This is a genomic window from Pseudomonas sp. HY13-MNA-CIBAN-0226 (genome assembly GCF_040310305.1).
Classification (GTDB): domain Bacteria; phylum Pseudomonadota; class Gammaproteobacteria; order Pseudomonadales; family Pseudomonadaceae; genus Aquipseudomonas; species Aquipseudomonas gregormendelii.
In genome coordinates this window covers 1-24,748 of sequence record NZ_JBEOPS010000028.1, presented here as the reverse complement: position 1 = coordinate 24,748, position 24,748 = coordinate 1, and the positions used below count along the sequence as shown (strand labels likewise).

Annotated in this window: 22 protein-coding genes; 17 read left to right on the top strand and 5 right to left on the bottom strand. The window is 60.5% G+C overall.

Annotation, left to right across the window (positions count from 1 at the left end):
* The first annotated feature begins 14 nt into the window (after positions 1-14).
* Both AAEZ05_RS25515 and AAEZ05_RS25510 read left to right on the top strand, forming a co-directional pair.
* Entirely contained in the window at positions 15-320 is a 306-nt protein-coding gene (locus AAEZ05_RS25515; protein ID WP_045061057.1) for a DUF2288 domain-containing protein, read from the top strand.
* A 228-nt stretch (positions 321-548) separates the two neighbouring features.
* The gene (locus tag AAEZ05_RS25510) at positions 549-1,442 is read left to right on the top strand and encodes an NAD(P)-dependent oxidoreductase (protein WP_269082911.1); all 894 of its coding nucleotides are present in this window, start codon (positions 549-551) and stop codon (positions 1,440-1,442) included.
* Here the strand turns inward: AAEZ05_RS25510 and AAEZ05_RS25505 are convergent.
* Positions 1,333-3,615: a putative bifunctional diguanylate cyclase/phosphodiesterase gene (locus AAEZ05_RS25505; RefSeq protein ID WP_350649414.1), complete on the bottom strand. Its 2,283-nt coding sequence runs from the start codon at positions 3,613-3,615 to the stop codon at positions 1,333-1,335. The two genes, AAEZ05_RS25510 and AAEZ05_RS25505, sit on opposite strands and share 110 nt — an antisense overlap.
* A gap of 281 nt (positions 3,616-3,896) precedes the next feature.
* On the opposite strand from AAEZ05_RS25505, the gene AAEZ05_RS25500 reads away from it, so the two are divergent.
* Positions 3,897-5,246, top strand: a complete 1,350-nt coding sequence (locus AAEZ05_RS25500) for a spinster family MFS transporter (protein WP_045061053.1) — start codon at positions 3,897-3,899, stop codon at positions 5,244-5,246.
* A gap of 179 nt (positions 5,247-5,425) precedes the next feature.
* On the opposite strand, the gene rapA is transcribed toward AAEZ05_RS25500, so the two are convergent.
* Positions 5,426-8,272 (bottom strand): RNA polymerase-associated protein RapA, encoded by a 2,847-nt coding sequence (gene rapA, locus AAEZ05_RS25495; RefSeq protein ID WP_045061052.1) that lies wholly within the window; start codon positions 8,270-8,272, stop codon positions 5,426-5,428.
* Between the two features lie 265 nt (positions 8,273-8,537).
* On the opposite strand from rapA, the gene AAEZ05_RS25490 reads away from it, so the two are divergent.
* The 3 genes from AAEZ05_RS25490 (at position 8,538) to ccoM (ending at position 9,398) form a co-directional block, all read left to right on the top strand.
* Positions 8,538-8,879, top strand: a complete 342-nt coding sequence (locus AAEZ05_RS25490) for a hypothetical protein (RefSeq protein ID WP_045061051.1) — start codon at positions 8,538-8,540, stop codon at positions 8,877-8,879.
* Positions 8,879-9,136, top strand: coding sequence for a hypothetical protein (locus tag AAEZ05_RS25485; RefSeq protein WP_045061050.1), 258 nt, complete (start codon positions 8,879-8,881; stop codon positions 9,134-9,136). The genes AAEZ05_RS25490 and AAEZ05_RS25485 overlap by 1 nt, the downstream gene beginning before the upstream one ends.
* Positions 9,137-9,281: 145 nt before the next feature.
* Positions 9,282-9,398 carry a cytochrome c oxidase subunit CcoM gene (gene ccoM, locus AAEZ05_RS25480; RefSeq protein ID WP_045061049.1) on the top strand — a complete coding sequence of 39 codons (117 nt, stop codon included), beginning with the start codon at positions 9,282-9,284 and terminating at the stop codon, positions 9,396-9,398.
* A gap of 161 nt (positions 9,399-9,559) precedes the next feature.
* On the opposite strand, the gene AAEZ05_RS25475 is transcribed toward ccoM, so the two are convergent.
* Positions 9,560-11,035, bottom strand: a complete 1,476-nt coding sequence (locus tag AAEZ05_RS25475) for an inorganic phosphate transporter (protein WP_045061048.1) — start codon at positions 11,033-11,035, stop codon at positions 9,560-9,562.
* Between the two features lie 365 nt (positions 11,036-11,400).
* The gene (locus AAEZ05_RS25470) at positions 11,401-11,601 is read right to left on the bottom strand and encodes a hypothetical protein (RefSeq protein WP_007903846.1); all 201 of its coding nucleotides are present in this window, start codon (positions 11,599-11,601) and stop codon (positions 11,401-11,403) included.
* A 654-nt stretch (positions 11,602-12,255) separates the two neighbouring features.
* Between AAEZ05_RS25470 and pcaR the strand changes: the two genes are divergently transcribed.
* The 11 genes from pcaR (at position 12,256) to pcaC (ending at position 23,028) form a co-directional block, all read left to right on the top strand.
* Positions 12,256-13,098 (top strand): pca regulon transcriptional regulator PcaR, encoded by an 843-nt coding sequence (gene pcaR / locus AAEZ05_RS25465; protein ID WP_045061047.1) that lies wholly within the window; start codon positions 12,256-12,258, stop codon positions 13,096-13,098.
* Positions 13,099-13,239: 141 nt separating this feature from the next.
* Positions 13,240-14,586 carry a 4-hydroxybenzoate transporter PcaK gene (gene pcaK, locus AAEZ05_RS25460; RefSeq protein WP_045061046.1) on the top strand — a complete coding sequence of 449 codons (1,347 nt, stop codon included), beginning with the start codon at positions 13,240-13,242 and terminating at the stop codon, positions 14,584-14,586.
* A gap of 261 nt (positions 14,587-14,847) precedes the next feature.
* Complete coding sequence (locus AAEZ05_RS25455) at positions 14,848-15,705, top strand: CoA transferase subunit A (protein WP_350598464.1); 858 nt, start codon at positions 14,848-14,850, stop codon at positions 15,703-15,705.
* Entirely contained in the window at positions 15,705-16,484 is a 780-nt protein-coding gene (locus AAEZ05_RS25450) for a CoA-transferase subunit beta (protein ID WP_350649407.1), read from the top strand. Before AAEZ05_RS25455 ends, AAEZ05_RS25450 begins: the two co-directional genes overlap by 1 nt.
* The gene (pcaF, locus tag AAEZ05_RS25445) at positions 16,481-17,689 is read left to right on the top strand and encodes a 3-oxoadipyl-CoA thiolase (protein WP_177328580.1); all 1,209 of its coding nucleotides are present in this window, start codon (positions 16,481-16,483) and stop codon (positions 17,687-17,689) included. The genes AAEZ05_RS25450 and pcaF overlap by 4 nt, the downstream gene beginning before the upstream one ends.
* A 20-nt stretch (positions 17,690-17,709) precedes the next feature.
* Positions 17,710-18,414 carry a protocatechuate 3,4-dioxygenase subunit beta gene (gene pcaH / locus AAEZ05_RS25440; RefSeq protein ID WP_045061042.1) on the top strand — a complete coding sequence of 235 codons (705 nt, stop codon included), beginning with the start codon at positions 17,710-17,712 and terminating at the stop codon, positions 18,412-18,414.
* Position 18,415: 1 nt separating this feature from the next.
* On the top strand, positions 18,416-18,982 hold the full coding sequence (pcaG, locus tag AAEZ05_RS25435) for a protocatechuate 3,4-dioxygenase subunit alpha (RefSeq protein WP_045061041.1): 567 nt from the start codon (positions 18,416-18,418) through the stop codon (positions 18,980-18,982).
* A gap of 124 nt (positions 18,983-19,106) precedes the next feature.
* Positions 19,107-20,411, top strand: a complete 1,305-nt coding sequence (locus AAEZ05_RS25430) for an MFS family transporter (protein WP_045061040.1) — start codon at positions 19,107-19,109, stop codon at positions 20,409-20,411.
* Between the two features lie 45 nt (positions 20,412-20,456).
* Positions 20,457-21,821 carry a 3-carboxy-cis,cis-muconate cycloisomerase gene (locus AAEZ05_RS25425; protein WP_045061039.1) on the top strand — a complete coding sequence of 455 codons (1,365 nt, stop codon included), beginning with the start codon at positions 20,457-20,459 and terminating at the stop codon, positions 21,819-21,821.
* An 11-nt stretch (positions 21,822-21,832) separates the two neighbouring features.
* Complete coding sequence (gene pcaD / locus AAEZ05_RS25420) at positions 21,833-22,624, top strand: 3-oxoadipate enol-lactonase (protein WP_045061038.1); 792 nt, start codon at positions 21,833-21,835, stop codon at positions 22,622-22,624.
* Positions 22,625-22,635: 11 nt separating this feature from the next.
* Positions 22,636-23,028, top strand: a complete 393-nt coding sequence (gene pcaC, locus AAEZ05_RS25415; RefSeq protein ID WP_045061037.1) for a 4-carboxymuconolactone decarboxylase — start codon at positions 22,636-22,638, stop codon at positions 23,026-23,028.
* A 133-nt stretch (positions 23,029-23,161) separates the two neighbouring features.
* On the opposite strand, the gene AAEZ05_RS25410 is transcribed toward pcaC, so the two are convergent.
* Positions 23,162-24,421 carry an OprD family porin gene (locus tag AAEZ05_RS25410; protein ID WP_045061036.1) on the bottom strand — a complete coding sequence of 420 codons (1,260 nt, stop codon included), beginning with the start codon at positions 24,419-24,421 and terminating at the stop codon, positions 23,162-23,164.
* Positions 24,422-24,748 lie beyond the last annotated feature (327 nt).

Here is a 24,748-nt window from a genome sequence, read left to right as displayed (position 1 = left end):
TCCGGACAGAACCCATGAATCAAGAACCTAGCACCCTCTATGCCAAGCTGCTTGGTGAGACCGCATCTATTACCTGGAAAGAGCTTGAACCCTTCTTTGCCAAGGGTGCCCTGTTATGGGTCGACCCGGCTCTGGATTTGATCGCCGCGGCCGAGGCGGTGGCGGTTGACGAAGGTGAGAAAGTGGCTGCCTGGCTGGCCGACGACAAACTCGCCAAGGTCTCTGAATCGCGGGCGCTGGATCTTTTCGAGCGAGATCCAGAGCTGTGGGCCGTGGTGGTTTCGCCGTGGATTCTGATCCAGGAAAGGGCGGGCGAATAATCCTCTGCGCTTTTTTGGTGCATGAGCTGCTTGCTGGAAAGTGTGTAGGCCCGTAGCGTGATGGCATGTTGCCGTGGAGAAAGGCCACATCGAATGCCTGGCGAGGGTGACGTGCACGTAACGGGAACAGTTGGCTGACCCGCCATTGGTCTATTTAATTGTTTCCAGATGTTGGCCCAGTTCGAGCGCACCAGGCTTTTTACCGCTATTCAAATGGAGGAACCACCCGTGGCAACTTTACCTTCCCTGGGATTTGCCGGTATCGGCCTGATGGGCTTGCCGATGTGCCAACGATTGATGGCGGCGGGCTTTGCGTTGACTGTGTGGAATCGCAATCCGGACAAGTGCTTGCCGCTGGTCGAGGCCGGGGCGCGACAGGTTTCGACGCCGGCCGAGCTGTGTGCGCACGCGGACGTGGTCATGCTTTGCCTGGCGGATACTGCAGTGGTGCGCGAAGTGGTGTTTGGCGCGGCAGGCATTGCCGAGGGTGCGAGAAACGGCCAGTTGCTGGTGGACTTTTCCAGCCTGGAGCCTGCGGCCACCAGGGAAATGGCCGCTGCGTTGAACGCATCAAGCGGCATGCAATGGCTGGACGCGCCAGTGTCTGGTGGCGTGGTGGGCGCCGAAGCGGGGTCGCTGGCGATCATGGTCGGCGGCGCGGCATCAGACCTCGAACGGGTCAGGACTGCATTGCTGAGCGTCGGTCAGCGGGTGACCCACATGGGGGGCGTCGGTGCGGGGCAGGTGACCAAGGCCTGCAACCAGATGATCGTTGCCTGCAATGCATTGGTCATTGCCGAGGTGGTGGCCTTGGCCGAGCGGTCCGGCGTTAACGCCAGCCTGATTGCCGAAGCGCTGGCAGGGGGGTTCGCCGATTCGAAGCCGTTGCAGATACTTGCGCCGCAAATGGCCGACAACCGTTTCGAACCGGTGAAATGGCACGTTCGCACACTGCTCAAGGATCTCGACACGGCAGTGAAATTATCCCGCGAGCAGGGGGCAGCGACACCCCTCAGCGCACTGGCCGCGCAATTGATGCGGTTGCACGGGAGTAAGGGCTTCCTGGAAAAGGATCCGTCGACGTTAGTGCAGATGTACCGCGAGCCTGGCCCGAGGGAATGACCGGGCTCGAATACTGGCGCTGGTTGATTTCGTTAAGGACGGGGCGCAGTTCGGCCAGCGGAACCGGGCGACTGAGCAAGTAGCCCTGGACGAAATCACAGCCGTAGCGCTCCAGGAATTCGTATTGCTCCAGCGTTTCGACGCCCTCGGTGACAACCTGCAAGTGCAGGGTATGGGCCATGATAATGATCGCCTGGACGATTTCCATGTCCTGGGTCGACTCGGGAATCTCCTGGATAAATGACCGATCGATCTTCAAGGTGTTGAGCGGCAGGCGTTTGAGATAGGCAAGGGAGGAATACCCGGTGCCGAAGTCGTCGATCGACAGGGATACCCCCAGCGCACGAATCTGGCGCAGCAACACCAGCGTGTTGGCGATGTTGCCCATCAGCGCATTTTCCGTGACTTCCAATTCCAGCCGTTGCGGGGCTACGCCGGCGACCCGCAACGCCTGTTCGATTTCATCGGCGAGTTCCTCGCGCGCCAGGTTCAGGGGTGAACAGTTCACCGCAATCCTGAGTGCTTCGCAGCCCTGGCGGGACAATTCACTCAAGTCTTCGCAGGCTTTGCGAAGCACCCAGTTGTCCAGTTCCGCAATCAGGCCGTTGGCTTCGGCGATGGCGATAAACCGCTCTGGCGAGAGCAGGCCATGCACCGGATGCTGCCAGCGCACCAGGGCTTCGAGCTTGCTCACCAGCCCGGTCTTGAGGTCGAAGATCGGTTGGTAATACAGCATCAGTCCGATGTTCTCGCGCAGGGCATGACGCAATTCTTCTTCCAGTTGCAATTCCAGCGTTGCACGGGTCTTCAGGTTCGCGCTGAAAAAATTCAGGCCGTTGCGGCCATTGCCCTTGGACTGGTAGAGCGCCAGGTCGGCGTTTTTCAACAGTTCTTCGCAGGTGCTGCCATCTTCGGGAAACAGGCTGATGCCAATGCTGGTGGTCATCACCATGCGCCGTCCCGCCAGCTCGATGGGTTCCTTCATTTTCATCATGATGCGCTGGGCCATTTGCCGGGCTTCTTCACGGTCCTGCAACCCAATGAGAATGCAGAACTCATCACCGCCGAAGCGTGCCACCACATCTTCATGGCTGCGTACCGAACTCTTGATGTGACTGGCCAGGACCTTGAGCAATTCGTCGCCGGCGTCATGGCCGAGGCTGTCGTTGATACGCTTGAAGTGGTCGATGTCCAGGAACACTACCGCGAGCATGCCGCCTTCCTTGGTCTTTTCGCTGAGCTTCTCGGCGAACAGTTGGTTGAACCCGCGGCGGTTGACCAGGCTGGTCAGGGCGTCGTAATGCGCTACCTGCTGCAACGACATCCGTGCCTGGTCGAGTTGGCTGAGCAAGGCATTGACCCGTTGCAGGTCGTGCTCCTTGTGTTGCAGCTTTTTGTCGGCCAAGGCCGCGCTGATACTGCTGCCGATGATCAGCAGCGTAATGACGGCCAGGGTGAGTCCCAGTTGCAGGTGATCGTTTTCGCCAGGCGGCGTCAGGACACTGCCTGCAGGCAGCACCAGATTGAACGCGGCCATGCCCGTGAAGTGCATGCTGAAGAGACCGGCGCCAAGCACCAGGCTGGCGGTGTATTTCTTCAGTTGATGGGGCAGGCCCATGCCGCCGCGCAACTGCCGGGCGATCAGCAGGGCGGCAAGGCCGGCCAGCATGGCGATTAGCACAGACAGTGTGAACAACGTCGGCTCGAAGTAAGCGGCGGCTTCGGAGCGCATGGCACCCATGCCGACGTAATGCATGGCGGCGATACCCAGGCCAATGCACACCGAGGCTTTTACGTAACACCACAGGGTTTGTTGCGCCTGGCTGAGGGTGAGCATCACCAGCCATGAGGCGAGCAGGGCAATCATCAGGGAGGCGAGGGTGATGGGCAGGGCGTAATGGACTTCGACAGGCGCTTGAAACGCTAGCATGCCAATGAAGTGCATGGCCCAGATTCCACCTGCCAGGCAGGCGGTTCCTGTCAGGCGCCACAGGCGCTGGGATTGCGCCTTCTGTGCATGATCCACCCGTTCGGCCATGTCCAGCATGGCAAAGCTGCCAACGCACGCAACCACGTATGCCAGCAGCACCAGAAAAGGATTGTGGGTGCAAGCCAGGATTACCTGTCCACTGTCTGGTAGGCCGGTAATGAAAGGCAAACCAAGCCATTCCATAGCATTTCCCGTTTGTCGTCATCCTGGCTGCCGCCACTGCTGCAGGCGGGTTGCCTTGGAGTATAGAGCGCACGGCGGAAGCGCAAGCCGTGGTGGCAGTTTGGCGTCAATCGATTTGGAATGAGTATTAGAGCGTTTGGCAATAACCAAATCGCGCCGGCAGTTGGCTCTTCATGGCCGCCTATCAGCTTAACGAATAATTACAGACAGCTTGTGCGGGCGTGACTAGATTGCATGTTCCGGGGGCAGTTAAGCCCCATAACAATAAAAGAGACGGAAGCATGCAGAACTCGACCCAAGCGGCGAATGCGTGGCGCATTCTGTTCCTGTTGTTCCTGGCCAACCTGTTCAACTTTTTCGACCGCACCATCCCGGCCATCATCATCGAGCCCATCCGCATGGAATGGCACTTGAGTGATTTTCAGCTGGGGATCATCGGTACGGCATTTACCATCGTCTATGCAATCGCCGGCCTGCCCCTTGGGCGAATGGCCGATACCGGTTCACGGGCCAAGTTGATGGGGTGGGGGCTGGCGGCCTGGAGCGGGCTGACAGCGGTCAATGGCCTGGTCGGCAGTTTCTGGACGTTTTTGCTCGTGCGCATGGGTGTTGGTATTGGCGAAGCCAGTTATGCACCGGCAGCCAATTCGTTGATCGGCGACCTGTTCCCGGCGCACCGGCGTGCCCGGGCCATGGGTATCTTCATGCTGGGCCTGCCACTGGGTCTGTTGCTGGCTTTCTTCACCATCGGCTGGATGGTCAAGACATTCGACAGCTGGCGTGCGCCGTTTTTCATTGCCGCAGTGCCGGGCCTGCTTCTGGCGGTGTTCATGTTTTTCATCAAGGAACCCAAGCGTGGTGCCGCGGAAAGTGTGCAGGTGTCCCAGGAGCGCGTCGAGCGGCCAATCCGTCGGGTATTGGCCGTGCCGACCTTCCTGTGGCTGGTGATGGCGGGGTTGTGCTTCAACTTCGCGACTTATGCCTGTAACTCATTCCTGGTGCCGATGCTGCAACGCTACTTCCTGATGCCACTGCATGACGCTGCGGTGGCGACCGGGGTGATTGTCGGTGTCACCGGGTTGTTCGGCCTGACCCTGGGCGGGTTGGTCGCTGACAAGATCCACCAGCGGGTCGCCAATGGGCGGCTGCTGTTTGCAGCCTTCAGCCTGATTGTCTCGACCGTATGCACTGCCTGGGCCCTGCACGCCGGGCGAATCGAGATCGGACTCTTTGTCGGGGTATTCAGCCTGGGCTGGCTGTTTGCCTACAACTTCTACACCTGCGTCTACACCGCGATCCAGGACGTGGTCGAGCCGCGCTTGCGAGCAACGGCGATGGCGCTGTTTTTTGCCGGCTTGTACCTGCTGGGCGGCGGAATGGGGCCGGTGGTGGTAGGTGGGCTGTCCGATCACTTCGCCCACACGGCGATGCTGGCGGCTGGCGCCGGGCAGATGACCGAAGCGTTCAAGGCGGTAGGCCTGCACGATGCGATGTACCTGATACCGGTGGCACTGTTCTTCACCATGGTGTTTCTGTTCATGGCTTCGCGGTGTTTTGTGCGGGATGCGAAGCGGATGAAGGATGGGCTGGTGGCTGTGGTTGAGCCAGGGGGTTGTACGGCGACTGCGTAATCGCCTGCGTCGGAACGCCGCCCCGACCAAGCCCTCCCACAGCGGATCTGTGGCGTTCAAAAATCCACTGTGGGCGCGGGCTTGCCCGCGAAGAGGCCATCAGCAACACCACAACAAACAGGAATAAAAAAGGCCCGCATCGCTGCGGGCCTTTTCCGTTTGCCGATGGGGCAGGGGACTTACCCCGCCACCAGCACCCGAATCGCTTCCAGTCGCAACGCAGCCTTGTCGAGCATGGCCAGGCCTTGCTCGCGTTGTTTGCGCAGTGCTACCAGTTCGCTGTCGCGTACCGTCGGGTTGACCGCTTGCAGGGCGGTCAGGCGTGCCAGTTCTTCGTCCGTGTCGGCGGCCAGGCGGCGCTGGGCTTCGGCGACGCGCTCGGCATGGCGCGGGAAGATCTTTTCTTCACCGGCGTTGATCCGTGGCGTCAGCTGGTCACGCTGGGCCTGGATGAACTTGTTGGCGCTGGCCCGAGGAACGCTTTCGAGCTGGTCGTTGAGGGTTTCGAACGCTACGCGAGCCGACAAGTCGTTGCCGTTGGCATCGAGCAGGCAGCGCAGGGCTGCTGGCGGCAGATAGCGCCCCAGCTGCAGTGAGCGCGGCGCCACCACTTCGCTGACGTAGAGCAGTTCCAGCAACACGGTGCCAGGTTTGAGCGCCTTGTTCTTGATCAGCGCCACGGCGGTATTGCCCATCGAGCCGGACAGCACCAGATCCATGCCACCCTGGACCATCGGGTGTTCCCAGGTGATGAATTGCATGTCTTCGCGAGACAGCGCCTGGTTGCGGTCGTAGGTGATGGTAACGCCTTCGTCGTCGCCCAGCGGGAAGCTGGCGTCGAGCATTTTTTCACTCGGCTTGAGGATCAGCGCGTTTTCCGAGTGGTCTTCGCTGTCGATGCCGAAGGCGTCGAACAGGGTTTCCATGTAGATGGGCAGGGCGAACTGATCGTCTTGCTCAAGAATGTCCTCGACCAGTGCATCACCTTCGCCGGCACCGCCGGAGTTGAGCTCCAGCAAGCGGTCGCGGCCGGTGTGCAGCTCGGCTTCCAGGCGCTCGCGCTCGGCGCGGGCTTCGTCGATCAACGCTTGCCACTCGCCGTCGTCGGCATTTTCCAGCAACGGCAGCAGGCGCGAGCCGAACTGATGCTGCAGCGCGTTGCCGGTCGGGCAGGTGTTGAGGAACGCGTTCAGGGCCTCGTGGTACCACTGGAACAGACGCTCCTGCGGACTGGTTTCCAGGTAGGGCACGTGCAGCTCGATAATGTGCTTCTGGCCGATCCGGTCGAGACGACCGATGCGTTGCTCCAGCAGGTCCGGGTGCGCAGGCAGGTCGAACAGCACCAGGTGATGCGAGAACTGGAAGTTGCGACCTTCACTGCCGATTTCCGAGCAGATCAGGACTTGGGCACCAAATTCCTCGTCGGCGAAATAGGCGGCGGCGCGGTCACGCTCAAGGATGTTCATGCCTTCGTGGAACACCGTCGCCGGGATGCCGGAACGCACGCGCAGGGCGTCTTCCAGGTCCATCGCGGTTTCGGCATGGGCGCAAATCACCAGAACCTTGGTGCGCTTGAGCATCTTCAGTTGATCGATCAGCCACTCGACACGTGGGTCGAACTTCCACCAGCGCTCTTCTTCATTGGCATCCGGCTGGGCCTGGAAGCTCACTTCCGGATACAGCTCGGCGTGATCGCCCAGGGGCAGCTCGAGGTATTCGTCCGGGCACGGTAGCGGATACGGGTGCAGTTTGCGTTCCGGGAACCCCTGCACGGCGGCGCGGGTGTTACGGAACAGCACGCGTCCGGTGCCATGGCGATCCAGCAGTTCGCGAACCAGGCGCGCACTGGCTTCGGTGTCGCCATCGTTGACCGCAGCCAGCAGCGCTTCGCCTTCATTACCGAGGAAACCGTGGATGGTCTTGTGCGCTTCAGGCGACAGACGCCCCTGGTCCAGCAGCTCCTGAACGGCTTCGGCCACCGGGCGGTAGTTTTCGCTCTCGGCGCGGAAGGCGTGCAGGTCATGGAAACGGTTCGGATCGAGCAGGCGCAGGCGTGCGAAGTGGCTGTCCTGGCCGAGTTGTTCCGGGGTGGCGGTCAGCAACAGGACGCCGGGAATGACTTCGGCCAGTTGCTCGACCAGGGAATACTCAGGGCTGGCCTTTTCTTCGTGCCAGACCAGATGGTGTGCTTCATCGACCACCAGCAGGTCCCAGCCGGCAGCAAACAGCGCGTCCTGGGCTTTTTCGTCGTCCACCAGCCACTCAAGCGCAACCAATGCCAGCTGGGTGTCTTCGAACGGGTTGGTCGCATCGCTTTCGATAAAGCGTTCTTCGTCGAACAGCGCGACCTGCAGGTTGAAACGGCGGCGCATCTCTACCAGCCACTGGTGCTGCAGGTTTTCCGGAACCAGGATCAGCACACGGCTGGCGCGGCCCGAGAGCAATTGGCGATGGATCACCAGGCCGGCTTCGATGGTTTTACCCAGGCCTACTTCGTCCGCCAGCAGAACCCGAGGGGCGATGCGGTCAGCGACTTCGCGGGCAATGTGCAGCTGGTGGGCGATCGGTTGCGCCCGAACGCCGCCCAGGCCCCACAAAGAGGACTGCAGCTGGCGGCTGGTGTGTTCCAGCGTGTGGTAGCGCAGGGAGAACCAGGCCAGCGGGTCGATCTGGCCGGCGAACAGACGGTCGCTGGCCAGGCGGAACTGAATGAAGTTCGACAGCTGGGTTTCCGGCAGGGTGACGGTTTCGTTCTGCGCGTTGAGGCCGTGGTAGACCAGCAGGCCGTCGACATCGTCGACTTCCTGTACGGTCAGTTTCCAGCCTTCGAAGTGAGTGATCGAGTCACCCGGAGAAAACCTCACGCGGGTGAGGGGCGCATTCCGTAGCGCGTACTGGCGGGTATCGCCAGTGGCCGGATAGAGCACGGTCAACAAGCGGCCGTCCTGTGCCAGAACGGTGCCCAAACCCAGCTCGGCTTCGCTGTCACTAATCCAGCGTTGCCCCGGTTGATACTGCTGCGCCATGCTGCCTGACTCCCACCTTGAAAAAGCGGGCTATCTTAACGGAATGAGGGCTCCAGGCCAAAGGATAACGCGCGCAGGCGCTGCCGCAAGCGGCGATCTTTTTGATCCTGGTGGAACGTCTGGGTCAGACGTTGTCCGATAAATGACAGTCCAATCCCCCAAGCCCGCCGCCACCGCGCAAGTGCCAACCGGGTCACAGTTTGCGTGAGCTGGCTCAAGTCGCGGTCCCCGCAGCCGACAGCCTGCTGACAGGAGAACAAAAATCATGCTGCCACCGATGCTCCCATTGAGTGCCGTGCCGATCACTTCACAGCAGGACCCGGTTCGCCAGCGCCCGGACATCGCGCCCGTGACCCCGGTACAGCAGACCTCCAGCGACAGCACGATCGACCTGCAGCAGCGCGACCCCGAGGAAGCAGCATTTCAGCTGCGCGAAGAACAGCGCCGTCAGCAGCAGCGAGAAAAGCGTCGGCGAGAAGCCGATGGCCAATCTGATCAGCATTTGCCGATTCCCGGCTATGAGTTGAACGCGGACAACACGGTGCCAGTGGCGCCGTTGATCGAAGACGAGCCGAGGCAGGGTTTGTGGGTCGATATCGAGATCTGATGCCAGCACTGGTCAGCGCCGTCGTCAGGCTCCATTATTGGCGGGAACATGCGTGCAAGCGCAGCACCTTTAAACGATGCGATGTATTAAAAAACATGAGCCAGGACGACAAACTGATCGATCTCAACACTGAACGCGCCAAGCGGGTTCATGACCTCAACGAGAAGCGCCTCAATGAAGTGCGCCAGGCATTCGAGCAGGCCATGCCTTTGGGAAAACCCAAGAAGAAGCCGAAGAACAAGCCGAAAAAGCGTTAAGCCCCCCCCTGCATTGTTTGATGCAGGTCAGTTTTGCCTCTCCTTTACGCCCAGTCTCGGGCGACATTGATCCCGGTCAATTTTCTCTCCTGCCCGATTGGTTAACTTAGCCCTATCGCAACAGGGCAAGTGCTGGAGGCCAGTCATGTTTTTCGACAACGTGGTGATCGCCGGAGTGCTGACAGTCGGCCTCATGGTTCTGTTTTTTGCAGGGTTTGGATTTTTCATCTGGCAAGACTCGCACAAACGGAAAAAACCGTAGGTCTTTCTGGAAACAATGAGCACGCAAGGCATTTTGGGCAACTTCGGTTGCCCTTTTTTTTTGCCCGCGAAAAGGCCGGGGCTTCCCAAGATTGGCGGTTGTTTGCAGGCATAAAAAAGGCGCGAACCTCACGGGACGCGCCTTTTTTGTGCCGCTGACTATCAGCTACCCAGCGCCTTCGACGCCAGCCAGAACAGGCCGGCCGACAAGCCTACCGTTGCCGGCAGGGTCAACACCCAGGCCAGCAGGATGGTTTTCACGGTGCCGCCTTGCAGGCCACTTTTGTTCGCGACCATGGTACCGGCCACGCCCGAGGACAGTACGTGAGTGGTGGAAACCGGCAGGCTAAAGATGTTTGCCATGCCGATCAGGCTCGCGGTGGTGATCTGCGCCGACATGCCCTGGGAATAGGTCATGCCCTGCTTGCCGATTTTCTCGCCGATGGTCAGTACCACGCGCTTCCAGCCAACCATGGTGCCCAGGCCCAGCGCCAGGGCGACCGCCAGGATGACCCAGAACGGGGCGTATTCGGTGGTGGTGGTCAAGTCCTTGCGCAGCTTGTCCAGGTCGGCCTTTTCACGTGCGGCCAAGCCAGGCAATTTGCTGACTTTCTTCGCCGTGTCATCCAGGCAGAGCAGGTAGCGACGCACTTCGATGCGACTGTCCGACGGCAGCGAGTGGTAGTCGGAAACACCTTTCAAAGTGCCGAGCAGGGCGGTGATGGTCGGTTCGGTCTGTTGCGGGTTGCACCGGAATTTCTCCGGCAGATCGCCTTCCACGCTCTTGCCCAGGGCCAGGAACTCGCCCAGGGTATCGGCATTGCGCTTGTAGAACTGGCTCAAGTGCAGGGTCGCGTCGCGAGTCCGTTCGATCTGGTATGTAGTGCTGCCCAGGTCAAGTACGAACTGCGCCGGGACGATACCGATCAGCACCAGCATGATCAGGCCGATACCTTTCTGGCCGTCGTTGGAACCGTGCACGAAACTCACGGCCATGGCCGAAATAACCAGGACCAGGCGGTTCCAGAAAGGCGGGTGTTTCTTGTCGTCGACCTTGCGGCGCTGTTCCGGCGTCTTGTGCATCTTCGACAGCGGGCGCCACCATTTCAGGCCGATCAGGATCAGCGCGGCGATCAGGAAACCAGCCATTGGCGAAAAGACGAGGGAGGCGGCGATATCGATCGCTTTCTGCCAGTTCACACCGTCTGCCAGCGGAATGTCGTTGATCAGGGCGTTGGCCAGGCCGACACCGAGAATCGAACCGATCAGCGTGTGGGAGCTGGAGGCCGGGATACCGAAGTACCAGGTGCCCAGGTTCCAGGTGATGGCCGCGGCAAGCAGCGAGAACACCATGGCCAGCCCGTGACCGGTGTTCACATTGATCAGCAGTTCTACCGGCAGCAGGTGGACGATGGCATACGCCACGCCGACACCGCCCAGCAGCACGCCGAGAAAGTTGAACACACCGGAAAAGAACACCGCCAGATGGGGCGGCATGGCTTTGGTGTAAATAACGGTGGCCACCGCGTTAGCGGTGTCATGAAAGCCGTTGATGAACTCGAAGGCGAGGACAAAGGCCAGGGCGAGCAAGAGGCTCACGAGCACCCAAGCATCCAGTCCGCTGAATAAATCGATCATGAAGGTTTTCTGACCCGGTCGTAAGGGGGCGCGATTATGCCAGAAAAGGATGGAAATCGATGCACTAGCTGCTCATCGGTAACATTCTTCAACGATTTAGTTTGCGCTTGGCGGTGCCTCGGCGGGTTTTGCAGGTCTTTGAATCTTAAGGTAAAGGCTGCACACACAGGGGTTTCTCCGAGCAGCTGGAAAAATATGAACACCCGTAGGAAATTTCTGAAATAAGGGTCAGAAATGAACCTGTCACCTCATCCGGTGGACAAGGTAGCCGCTGCCCGCTCGTAGCGGGCGCGAAGGCATCATCGACTCAAGCCGCTTTTAGCAGGCCCGCATCCAGACCCCTGGAAAGATCAAAGCCTAGCGATTCATGGCTCTTCGGCTTTGAGTTCCTTTTCCATCTTTTGCAGTTCCTGGCTGAACGCCTGATCCTGAACGGTGGCGCGTTTACGCCAGGGTTTACGTTCCGGTTCGGGCTGTGCGGCGTAGGTGGTGACTTCCCCGCCGTAAACTTCCTTGTAACGTTGTTCCTGGCGCTCAAGTTCCGCGCGCAGTTCGTCTTTCGTCACAGTGCTACCTGTATGAGTTGAGATTGATTCTGGTGAAACGCACTGCACAGCGGTATCGAGTGCAGTCGGCGTCAACCCGGGAGGTTTTCGTTGGCGAGAGCATTCAATACAGGTTACAGGCGGCCACGGCACCAGAGATAAACAGCTGACGTAGCATCAGTCTCCAGTTTCAGCGAGCGCGTTGGCGTTGAATCCAGTGATCAGCGGCAGGCGCTTGCTGCTGGGGGCGACAATGGAACATTGCGCCACCCAATGGTGGACTCGGCAGGTGAGTAGCCGAGTCGCCATTGAATTGTATTATAGCGGCCGTTTCGTAGAACACTATCTCTAAACCGTTAAAACAAGATATTGCGCGAAGTTTGTTTAATGCGACATAAGTTTTACCCTGAACTAGGCCGTTCAGCGTATGTATTTTGTGACGCTGTCTTTCTGACGCCATTGTGGCCGGCAAGTTCGCAGCCAATTGCCCACCCTTAGTTGTACGAGAGTTCCGTTCCAGGAAAACTTCCGGCGCTCGTCAGCTGTGTGGCCGACAGTGGGTTTGCGATAATCGGTTGATGGTTCGATAATCGCCCGATGTTGACCGGTGTCTCTTGTGCACCGTACCGGAGCCGCTTGTAATGGCTCCCGAATCGTGTGGGAAAAGGACCTGATATGAACGACCAACTGCGCAACTCCTTCGCTTCAGTGGCGCCGCCGATAGTCGCGTCTCCCGCCAAACGGATCCAGGCGCTGACCGGCGACCCGGATTTCATGACGTCGCTGGCCCGCGGCCTGGCGGTGGTGCAGGCCTTCCAGGAGCGCAAGCGCCACCTGACCATTGCCCAAATCAGCCACCGCACGGAAATACCTCGCGCTGCAGTGCGACGTTGCCTGCACACGCTGATCAAGCTCGGCTACGCCACCACGGACGGGCGCACCTATTCACTGCTGCCCAAAGTCCTGACGCTCGGCCATGCCTACCTGTCATCGACGCCGCTGGCGGTCTCCGCCCAGCCGTACCTGGACCGCATGAGCGAACAACTGCACGAGGCCTGCAACATGGCCACGCTGGAGGGCGATGACATTTTGTACATCGCGCGCTCGGCGACCACCCAACGGCTGATCTCGGTCGACCTCTCGGTGGGCGGGCGGCTTCCCGCCTATTGCACCTCTATGGGCAGAATCCTGTTGGCCGCGCTGGACGACACTTCGCTGCGCGAGTACCTCGATCACGCCGAGTTACAGGCCAAGACCAGCCGTACCCTGCACACCCCCGAAGCCTTGCTCGAATGTTTGCAAGAGGTACGGCAACAGGGCTGGTGCATCGTCGACCAGGAACTCGAACAAGGCCTGCGCTCGATCGCCGTTCCCGTGTATGACGCCTCCGGGCAGGTGGTGGCGGCATTAAACGTCAGCACCCACGCTGGCCGGGTCAGTCGCAACGAACTCGAACAGCGATTCCTGCCTGGGCTGCTCAGTGCCAGCCGCGACCTCAGCAGTCAGCTCTTTGCCTAGCGCACAGCTGCGAAGTGTTCGATAAACGCACAGACTCGCGTTTATCGAATTGACGCTGTTTCCCCAGGATCATTAATGTCGCCGCAGCGCCAGCACCAGGCTGGCACCTGTTCGACTGCGTTCTTGCGTGGAATAAAAATAATGAACCAGCCCCAGTCTGTTGTAGGTAACTGCCTCGACGTGCAGTCCTTCATCAATGCCCAACCCATTTCGCGCTACCAGTGGCGAGTGGTGATCCTGTGTTTCCTGATTGTCTTTCTCGATGGCCTTGACACGGCGGCCATGGGTTTCATCGCGCCGGCCCTGTCCCAGGACTGGGGGATCGATCGGGCCAGCCTCGGCCCGGTAATGAGTGCTGCCCTGATCGGCATGGTGTTTGGCGCATTGGGCTCCGGCCCGCTGGCTGACCGCTTCGGACGCAAAGTGGTGCTGGTCGGTGCGGTGGTGCTGTTCGGCGCATTCAGCCTCGCGTCGGCCTACAGCACCAACGTCGACCAACTGCTGGTATTGCGGTTTCTCACGGGCCTGGGCCTGGGGGCCGGGATGCCGAACGCGACCACACTGCTGTCGGAATACACCCCGGAGCGCAAAAAATCTTTGCTGGTGACCAGCATGTTCTGCGGTTTTAACCTGGGCATGGCGGGCGGCGGGTTCATCTCGGCCAAGCTGATCCCCATGTTCGGCTGGCACAGCCTGTTGTTTATTGGCGGGGTCCTTCCGCTGATCCTCGCCGTTGTCCTGTTGTTCTGGTTACCGGAATCGGCGCGTTATCTGGTGGTACGCAATCGCGGCACCGATAAAGTGCGCAAGACCCTCGCGCCCATCGACCCGGTCGTTGTCGCCCAGGCTGCAAGCTTCAGTGTGCCGGAACAGAAAACCGTCAAAGCCCGCAACGTGTTTGCGGTGATCTTCAACGGCACCTACAGCACTGGCACGTTGCTGTTGTGGCTCACCTATTTCATGGGGCTGGTGATTGTCTACCTGCTGACCAGCTGGTTACCGACCTTGATGCGCGATAGCGGCGCCAGCATGGAACAAGCGGCCTTCATCGGCGCGTTGTTTCAGTTCGGCGGGGTATTGAGCGCCGTAGGAGTGGGCTGGGCGATGGATCGCTTCAATCCGCACAAGGTCATTGGCACTTTCTACCTGCTGGCGGGGGTGTTTGCCTACGCGGTGGGACAGAGCCTGGGCAACATCACTCTGTTGGCGACGTTGGTGCTGGTGGCCGGGATGTGTGTTAACGGTGCGCAGTCGGCCATGCCGTCGCTGGCGGCGCGGTTTTATCCGACACAGGGGCGGGCGACCGGCGTCTCGTGGATGCTGGGTATTGGCCGCTTCGGTGCGATTCTCGGCGCATGGATGGGTGCGACGTTGCTGGGCCTGGGCTGGAACTTCGAGCAGGTGCTGACGGCGCTGGTGATACCGGCGGCACTGGCGACGGCGGCGGTGGTGATCAAGGGCATGGTCAGTCATGCGGATGCGACCTGAGCCCGGTTGCGGCCCGCTAAAGATTGCAGCCTGCGGCAGCTCCTACGTGTGCGCGAAGTCCGGTGGGAGGTGCTGAAGGCTGCGATTTTTCGCGGGTCACGCAGAACGATAGCCCAACAACAATCTGTTCGATAAACGAACACTCAGTCGATTATCGGATTGTTTGGCCCATTGCGCAGGCTTACTCTTCAGTTACTCCGGCGCTGCGCATCGCGCCCTTTTCATCCACTGTCGGTTCATTACAAAACGGGAGCCTGCCCCATGGCTGAAATCCTTTCGCTGCACGAAGCAGTGAAGCAATTCGTAAACGACGGCGATACCGTCGCGCTCGAAGGCTTCACTCACCTGATCCCTACGGCGGCGGGTCACGAAATCATTCGCCAGGGCAAGAAAGACCTGACGCTGGTACGGATGACACCTGACCTGATCTACGACCAGTTGATCGGAGCCGGATGCGCGCGCAAGCTGATTTTCTCCTGGGGCGGCAACCCTGGTGTTGGCTCGCTGCACCGTTTGCGTGACGCGGTCGAGAAGCACTGGCCACACCCGCTGGAAATCGAAGAACACAGCCATGCCGACCTGGCCAACGCCTACGTTGCCGGCGCCTCCGGGCTGCCTTTCGCAGTACTGCGCGCCTACGCCGGCTCCGACTTGCCCAAGGTCAATCCGCTGATCAAAACGGTCACTTGCCCCTTCACTGGCGAAGTATTGGCCGCGGTGCCTTCGGTACGCCCGGACATCACCGTGATCCATGCACAGAAAGCCGATCGCAAGGGCAACGTATTGCTCTGGGGTATTCTTGGGGTGCAGAAAGAAGCGGCGCTCGCAGCCAAGCGTTGCATCGTCACCGTTGAAGAAATCGTCGACGACCTGAACGCGCCGATGAACTCCTGCGTGCTGCCCACCTGGGCGCTCAGCGCGGTCTGCCACGTACCGGGCGGTGCGCATCCGTCCTACGCCCATGGGTACAACGAGCGGGACAACCGCTTTTACCAGGCCTGGGATCCGATCGCCCGTGACCGTGAGACTTTCACCGCATGGATCAACGAATACATCCACGGTAGCGCTGACTTCAGCGAGTTCCAGGCCAAGCTGGCCGCTGCTTCGGAGGCCAAGTAATGACTTACACCACCAATGAAATGATGACCGTCGCTGCCGCCCGCCGCCTGAAGAACGGTTCGGTGTGTTTCGTCGGCATCGGCCTGCCTTCCAAAGCCGCCAACCTGGCACGCCTGACATCGTCGCCTGATGTCGTGCTGATCTACGAATCCGGCCCGATCGGTGCCAAGCCTAGTGTGCTGCCGCTGTCGATTGGTGACGGTGAGCTGGCGGAAACTGCTGACACTGTCGTCCCCACCGGTGAGATCTTTCGCTACTGGCTGCAGGGCGGGCGCATCGACGTCGGCTTCCTCGGCGCCGCGCAGGTCGATCGCTTCGGCAACATCAATACCACCGTGGTCGGCGACTACCATTCACCCAAGGTCCGTCTGCCGGGTGCCGGCGGTGCTCCGGAAATTGCCGGCTCGGCCAAGAGCGTATTGATTATCCTCAAACAGTCGTCACGCTCGTTCGTCGACAAGCTGGACTTCATCACCTCGGTGGGTCATGGCGAGGGCGGCGATTCGCGTAAACGCCTGGGCCTGCCGGGTGCCGGTCCTGTAGGCATCATTACCGACCTGTGCATCATGGAACCTGAAGAGGGCACTCACGAATTCGTGGTGACCGCACTGCACCCAGGCGTGACCCGCGAGCATGTGGTGGCGGCCACCGGCTGGGCCATTCGCTTCGCCGAAACCGTCGAGCACACCGCCGAGCCTACTGAAGTCGAACTCAAGGCGCTCAGGGATCTGGAAGCCCGCACCGCAGCCGCCCATGGCCAAGCCCCCGGAGAAGCCTGATGCGTGACGTTTTTATCTGCGACGCGATTCGCACCCCTATCGGCCGCTTCGGTGGCGGACTGTCGGCGGTCCGCGCCGATGATTTGGCCGCCGTGCCGATCAAGGCTTTGATGGAGCGCAATCCATCAGTCGACTGGAACGCAGTGGACGAGGTATTCCTCGGCTGTGCCAACCAGGCCGGCGAAGACAACCGTAACGTCGCACGCATGGCCTTGCTGTTGGCCGGGCTGCCGGAGTCCATTCCGGGCGTTACGCTCAACCGCCTCTGCGCTTCGGGCATGGACGCCATCGGCACCGCGTTTCGGGCGATTGCCAGTGGTGAAATGGAACTGGCCATCGCCGGCGGGGTGGAGTCGATGTCCCGGGCACCGTTCGTCATGGGCAAGGCCGATGCCGCGTTTTCTCGCAGCATGAAGCTGGAAGACACCACTATCGGCTGGCGTTTCATCAACCCGTTGATGAAAGCCCAGTACGGTGTGGATGCAATGCCGCAGACTGCTGACAACGTCGCCGACGATTATGAAGTCTCGCGCGAAGATCAGGACGCGTTCGCACTGCGCAGCCAGCAACGGACCGCCGCTGCCCAGGCAGCCGGCTATTTCGCAGAAGAAATCATCGAAGTGCGCATTGCCCACAAAAAGGGTGAAACAGTGGTCAGCCAGGACGAGCATCCTCGCGGCGACACTACCCTGGAAACCCTGGCCAGGCTCAAACCGGTTAACGGTGCGGACAAAACGGTTACTGCCGGCAACGCTTCAGGCGTAAACGACGGCGCAGCGGCATTGATCCTGGCATCGGCCGACGCTGTAAGGAAACACGGCCTGACGGCTCGTGCGAAAGTGCTGGGGATGTCGAGTGCCGGTGTTGCACCTCGGGTCATGGGCATCGGCCCGGTGCCGGCGGTGCGCAAGTTGACCGAACGCCTGGGGCTGGCCGTCAGCGACTTCGACGTGATCGAACTCAACGAAGCATTTGCCAGCCAGGGCCTCGCCGTCCTGCGCGAGCTGGGGTTGGCGGACGACGCACCTCAGGTCAACCCGAACGGCGGCGCCATTGCCCTGGGCCATCCGTTAGGCATGAGCGGTGCGCGCCTGGTACTCACGGCCTTGCATCAACTGGAAAAAACCGGCGGCAGCAAGGGCCTGGCGACCATGTGTGTCGGCGTCGGCCAAGGCCTGGCCCTGGCGATTGAACGCGTCAGCTAACAAGAACAGAGGAAAGCGTAATGACTGACAAGCCTGGTTACCGCCGCCCGCAGGAGGGCACTCAACCGGCCTACCTGCACCCGGCCTATCAATCCACCAACCTGCGCGCGCCGTCGCAGCCGTTGGTGTTTTTGCCGCACTCGTTGTCGGAGATCACCGGCCCGACCATCGGTGCCGAGCGTATCCAAGCCCAGGACAACGACCTGACCGCGCAACATTCGGGCGAACCCCAGGGTGAGCGCATCATTGTCCATGGTCGCGTGCTGGACGAAGACGGCCTGCCGGTGCCGGGTATCCTGGTGGAAATCTGGCAGGCCAACGCCGCCGGGCGCTACAACCATGCGCGTGACCTGCACGACGCGCCGCTGGACCCGAACTTCACCGGCACCGGTCGCACCGTGACCGATGCTGAAGGCTGGTACCAGTTCCAGACCATCAAGCCGGGTGCTTATCCGTGGGGCAACCACCACAATGCCTGGCGCCCTGCGCATATCCATTTCTCGCTGTTCGGGCCAAGCATCCTGACGCGTCTGGTCACCCAGATGTACTTCCCGGGTGACCCGCTGCTGGCGTATGACCCGATCTACAACTGCGTACCGGATACCAGCGCCAAAGAGCGCTTGATCGCCAGTTTCGATCTGGAGAAAACCATCCCTTCCTATGCCCTCGGTTACCGCTGGGACATCGTTTTGCGCGGCCGCGAAGCCACGCCGATGGAGAAATAAGATGACGCTCAACGCGACCACATCCCACACCGTCGGACCCTATTACCACATCGGCCTGACCTGGCTGAACCGCGAAGACCTGACCGTCGAACAGACCCTGGGCCAGCGCGTCGCCATCAGCGGGCAGGTGGTGGACGGCAACGGAGACTTCGTCAACGACGCCATGCTGGAAATCTGGCAGGCCAATGCCGCTGGCAAATACGATCACCCGGAAGATGACCAGGCCAAGGCGCTGGACCCGAACTTCGAAGGGTTTGGCCGGGTACCGGTGGATGCGCAGGGGCGCTTCCGCTTTACCACGATCAAGCCAGGTATCGTGCAAGGCCTGAAAGGCACGACTCAGGCGCCGCATCTGGTGGTGCTGGTGTTCGCCCGCGGGCTGGTGAAGCATCTGCTGACACGGATTTACTTCGATGGCGAGCCGGCGAACGTCGATGATTCGCTGCTGGAGTGCGTACCTGCGGAGCGCCGCAGCACCTTGCTGGCGAAGCAGGACGCGGCCGGCGTGTACCAGTGGAATGTGATTTTGCAGGGCACTGAGGCGGAGACGGTGTTCTTCGATTATTGAGAACCCCGCAAATGTTAATCCCGTGCGGGTTCCCCACACGGGATTGCTTTGCCTGATGCATCTGCGGAACGGGACTGTTGCAAAGTATGTCTAGACTGTCACTGTCCCCAAAGAGTGAAAAACAATGACAACCCCCACCGCTACTCCAGCGCACTACACCGGCGAAGAGCGTAAAAAACGAATCTTCGCAATTGTTGGCGCCTCCTCGGGCAACCTCGTTGAATGGTTCGACTTCTACGTTTACGCCTTCTGCGCCATCTACTTCGCCCCGGCGTTTTTCCCGTCCGACAACCCGACCGTGCAACTGGTCAACACGGCGGGCGTGTTCGCTGCCGGGTTCCTGATGCGGCCCATCGGCGGCTGGATCTTCGGTCGCGTCGCGGACAAGCACGGGCGCAAGAATTCGATGCTGATATCGATTCTGATGATGTGCTTCGGCTCCTTGCTCATTGCCTGCCTGCCGACCTACAAGGACATTGGCGTCTGGGCGCCGATCATGCTGCTATTCGCCCGTTTGCTGCAGGGCCTGTCGGTTGGCGGCGAATACGGCACCACCGCTACCTACATGAGTGAAGTCGCTCTCAAGGGCCAGCGCGGATTCTTCGCCTCGTTCCAGTACGTGACGCTGATTGGCGGCCAGTTGCTCGCGGTGTCCCTGGTTGTGGTGCTGCAGCAATTTCTCACCGAGGATGACCTGCGTGCCTACGGCTGGCGGATCCCGTTCGTGGTCGGTGCGGTGGCGGCGCTGATTTCGCTGTTCCTGCGCCGTTCGTTGAAGGAAACCAGCAGCAAGGAAATGCGCGAGAACAAGGACGCCGGCAGTATCCGTGCGCTGTTCCGTGATCATAAAGCTGCGTTTATCACCGTGCTGGGCTACACCGCCGGTGGTTCGCTGATTTTCTACACGTTTACCACGTACATGCAGAAATACCTGGTGAATACCGCCGGCATGCACGCCAAGACGGCCAGCTACATCATGACCGGCGCGCTGTTCCTGTACATGTGCATGCAGCCGCTGTTCGGCATGCTCGCGGACAAGATCGGCCGGCGCAACTCGATGCTCTGGTTCGGCGCCCTCGGGACCCTGTGCACCGTGCCGATCCTGCTCAGCCTGAAAAGTGTCAGCAGTCCTTTCCTGGCGTTTGTGCTGATTACCGTGGCACTGGCGATTGTGAGTTTCTACACCTCCATCAGTGGCTTGGTTAAAGCCGAGATGTTCCCGCCGGAAGTACGCGCATTGGGCGTGGGCCTGGCGTATGCGGTGGCAAATGCAATTTTCGGCGGGTCGGCCGAGTATGTGGCGCTGAGCCTCAAGGCCGTGGGCATGGAAAACTCTTTCTACTGGTACGTGACGGTGATGATGGCGGTGGCGTTCCTGTTCAGCCTGCGCCTGCCGAAACAGGCGAAATACTTGCACCACGACCTTTGATATTTACCCGTGGGCCTGAACGGCCCACGCTTGCAGGGATAGTTTATGAACGAGCGACCGGGCAATCAGTTGTTCGATGCCTATTTCACTGCCCGCGACATGCGCGAAGTGTTCTGCGATCGGGGGCGCGTCCAGGCGATGCTCGACTTCGAGTCGGCGCTGGCTCGGGCCGAGGCAACAGTCGGCCTGATCCCGCAGACTGCTGTGGCGCCGATCCAGGCGGCTTGCCGGGCCGGACTCTACGACTTTGCAGCGCTCGGCGAGGCCATTGCCACAGCGGGCAATTCGGCCATCCCGCTGGTTAAAGCCCTGGGCAAACAGATCGCGGCGACCGATGCCGACGCCGAACGTTATGTGCATCTTGGCGCAACCAGCCAGGACGTGATGGACACCGGCCTGGTGCTGCAACTGCGCCGGGCGCTGGAGCTGATCGAAAGTGACCTGGCACAGCTGGGTGCAATCCTCTCGACTCAGGCCGAACGCTATGCTGCCACGCCGTTGGCTGGCCGGACCTGGCTGCAACACGCCACGCCCGTCACTCTGGGCATGAAGATCTCCGGTTGGCTGGGGGCGGTGACCCGCAGCCGTCAACGCCTGCAAGAACTCAAGCCGCGCCTGCTGGTGCTGCAATTTGGTGGCGCCTCCGGAACCCTGGCTGCTCTCGGCGACCAAGCGCTGCCGATTGCCCAGGCGCTGGCCAAGGAACTGCAACTGGGCTTGCCGGATCAACCCTGGCACACCCAGCGAGATCGCCTGGTGGAGTTCGGTTCCGTACTGGGGTTGATCGCCGGCAGCCTGGGCAAGTTGGGGCGCGATGTCAGTCTGCTGATGCAGACTGAAGCAGGGGAGGTTTTCGAGCCCTCGGCACCAGGTAAAGGCGGCTCCTCGACCATGCCGCACAAGCGCAATCCGGTGGGCGCCGCAGTGCTCATCGGTGCGGCCACGCGGGTGCCCGGCCTGATCTCGACCCTGTTCAGTGCAATGCCGCAAGAGCACGAGCGCAGCCTGGGCTTGTGGCATGCCGAATGGGAAACCCTGCCAGAGATTTGTTGCCTGGTGTCCGGCAGCCTGAAGCAGGCGCTGCTGATGGCGGCCGGCCTGGAAGTAGACGCCGAACGCATGACCCGCAACCTCGACCTGACCCAGGGGCTGGTGCTCGCCGAAGCCGTGAGCATTGTCCTTGCCCAGCGGGTGGGGCGTGATACCGCGCACCATGTGCTGGAGCAATGCTGCAAACGTGCTGTCGCCCAGCAACGGCACCTGCGCGCAGTCCTTGGCGAAGAGCCGCAAGTCACTGCCCAGCTGTCTGGGGCTGAACTGGATCATCTGTTGAACCCTGCCCACTACCTCGGTCAGGCCCGAACCTGGGTCGAGCGAGCGGTGGCTGAACATTCTGGATTAACTGCCTGAAGGAGATTGCTGTGGCTTTTGTACAACTCGCCGAGGGCGAACTGCATTACCAAATCGACGGACCGCAGGATGCGCCGGTGCTGGTGCTCTCCAACTCGCTGGGCACCGACCTGCATATGTGGGACGCGCAGATGGCCGCGTTCACCGAGCACTTCCGGGTACTGCGGTTCGATACTCGAGGTCACGGGAAATCCCTGGTCACGCCGGGCCCGTACAGCATTGAGCAACTGGGGCACGACGTCCTGGCGCTGCTCGATGCCCTGAACATCGAGCGCGCGCATTTTTGTGGCCTGTCGATGGGCGGTTTGATCGGCCAGTGGTTGGGGATCAATGCCGGTGATCGCCTGCTCAAGCTGGTGGTGTGTAACACCGCAGCGAAAATCGGTGATCCGTCGGTGTGGAACCCGCGCATTGAAACCGTCCTGCGTGATGGTGCAGCGGCCATGGTCGCCCTGCGGGATGCGTCGATTGCGCGCTGGTTCACCCCGGACTTCGCCTCGGCCAATCCTGCTGTCGCCAGCCGCATTACCGACATGCTCGCAGCCACTTCGCCTGAAGGTTATGCCGCCAATTGCGCTGCGGTGCGCGATGCCGATTTCCGTGATCAACTGGGCTCGATCAAGGTGCCGCTGCTGGTCATTGCAGGCTCTGGAGATGCGGTCACGCCGCCAGCGGGTAGTCACTTCATTCAGGAGCACGTGGCCGGCGCCGAATACGCCGAGTTCCATGCCGCCCACCTGTCCAACGTCCAGGCCGGCGCAGCATTCAGCGAGCGCGTCGTGGCGTTCCTGTCAGCTCGATAAGGGGGAGTTTCGTGGACGAACAACAACGTTACGATGAGGGGCTGAAAGTTCGCCGTGCGGTTCTCGGCGACGCCCATGTCGATCGCAGCCTGAACGCCCTGACCGAGTTCAACTCGGAGTTCCAGGAAATGATCACACGCCATGCCTGGGGCGACATCTGGACCCGCCCAGGCCTGCCACGTCATACCCGCAGCCTGATCACCATCGCGATGCTGATCGGCATGAATCGCAATGAAGAACTCAAATTGCACCTTCGCGCAGCCGCCAATAACGGGGTGAGCCGTGGCGAGATCAAGGAAGTGATCATGCAGAGCGCGATCTACTGCGGCATCCCGGCTGCCAATGCGACTTTCCACCTGGCCGAGTCAGTGTGGGACGAACTGGGCGTTGAGTCCCGGGAGTGATTTATGATTTTTGTTGCCTGAACTGACGCCATCGCGGGCAAGCCCGCTCCCACAAGGTTTTGTGTCATTCCCCAAACATTCGCAAGACATAAACCTGTGGGAGCGGGCTTGCCCGCGATGACGCTGGTGAGGCTTACAACAGGCTGATCGGGTAGCTGACGATCAGCCGGTTCTCATCGAACTCGTTATTGCTGTAGTCCCGGCGCATGGTCGAATTGCGCCATCTGACGTTCAAGTCCTTCAGCGCACCGCTCTGTACGGTGTAGCCCAGTTCGCTTTCGCGACCCCATTCCTTGCCATCAGTGATCGTGCCGGTGTGGACGTTGCTGCCGCTGATGTAGCGGTTCATCAAGGTCAACCCGGGCATACCGACGGCGACGAAGTTGTAGTCGTGGCGCAGTTGCCAGGATTTCTCCCGGGCATTGTCGTAGCTCGAGTTGTAACTGTCGTTGGCCAGCGTACCGCCGCTGGTACCGTTGACCCGCATCCACGCGCTATCGCCGGTGAGTTGCTGCAGGCCCAGGTAGAAAGTATGGCCGCCATACTTCGCCGAGAACAGACCGGACCAGGTCTTGTTGTCCAGCTCGCCAGCGCGAGCGCTACCGTCGTCCTTGCCGTAGAAAAAGCCGAGGTTGGCGCCCAGTGTCCAGTCGCCCAGGGGCTGGCTGTGGATCACATTGACGAACTGCTGGCTGTAGATGTCCTTCAACTCGGCGTTCCACAGCGCAAGCTGGGTGCGTTTATCGTTGAACACATATTCGCCGCCCTGGAAGTTGAATCTGTCCGAGGTGAAAGACGGCTTCCCGGTCATCGACATGTCGCTCATGCTGCTGTCGTCGCGCGGACTATTGGCGCGGAACTGCCCACCGTACAGCGTCAGCCCAGCCCACTCCCTGGAAGTGATCTGGCCGCCCCTGAAGGTTTGCGGCAGGGATCGGCCGTCGTCCGAACGCAGGACCGGCAGCACGGGCATCCATTCGCCGACTTTGACTTCGGTTTGCGACAGCTTCGCCTTGAACGCCACGTTGGTGCGACCGAAGTTATCGGCCGGACGGCCGTCCTGATCCAGAGGTAAAAGCTGAGTCCCGCCGGTGCCCTTGCCGCCATCGAGCTTCACCGAGTACAGCCCCAGCACATCCATGCCTAGCCCGACGGTGCCTTGGGTGAACCCGGATTTCGCATCCAGGATAAAACTCTGCGTCCACTCTTCAGCCTTGCCCTGGGTCTTGGTCGGGTTGGTAAAGTTACGGTTGATGTAGAAATTGCGCAGGTTCAGATTGACCTTGGCGCCCTCGACGAAACCCGACTCCTCGGCGGCCGCGGTGCCAGCTGCGGCGGCCAGGGCAAAGGCGATCAGGCTGGGATATAAGTAGTGCGCAGTGGGAGGCGTCATGGGTAGGGGTCTCTCTATTTATTGGGGATGCAACGGGTGATGCCGCAACCTGAGGCTGCAGTTGAAGATGCGTATCGTGGAAGTAGAGAAACGGATTCAGCCGGACAGGGCAGGGCGCTGAGACATGGTCGAACCTGGAGGTTATTGGTTTTGTGGAGCGAATGGTGCGCGGAATGTACTAGATAGTTCAATCTGTAGCTGAGGGTTTTGGGCGATTATCGAACTATAAAAGATCAACAGATCGCAGCCTTCGGCAGCTCCTTGTATGTTGACCCAGCACCCAGCGAGAGAGGTCTAAGCTCGTTGGTGCTGACATACAAAGATGTG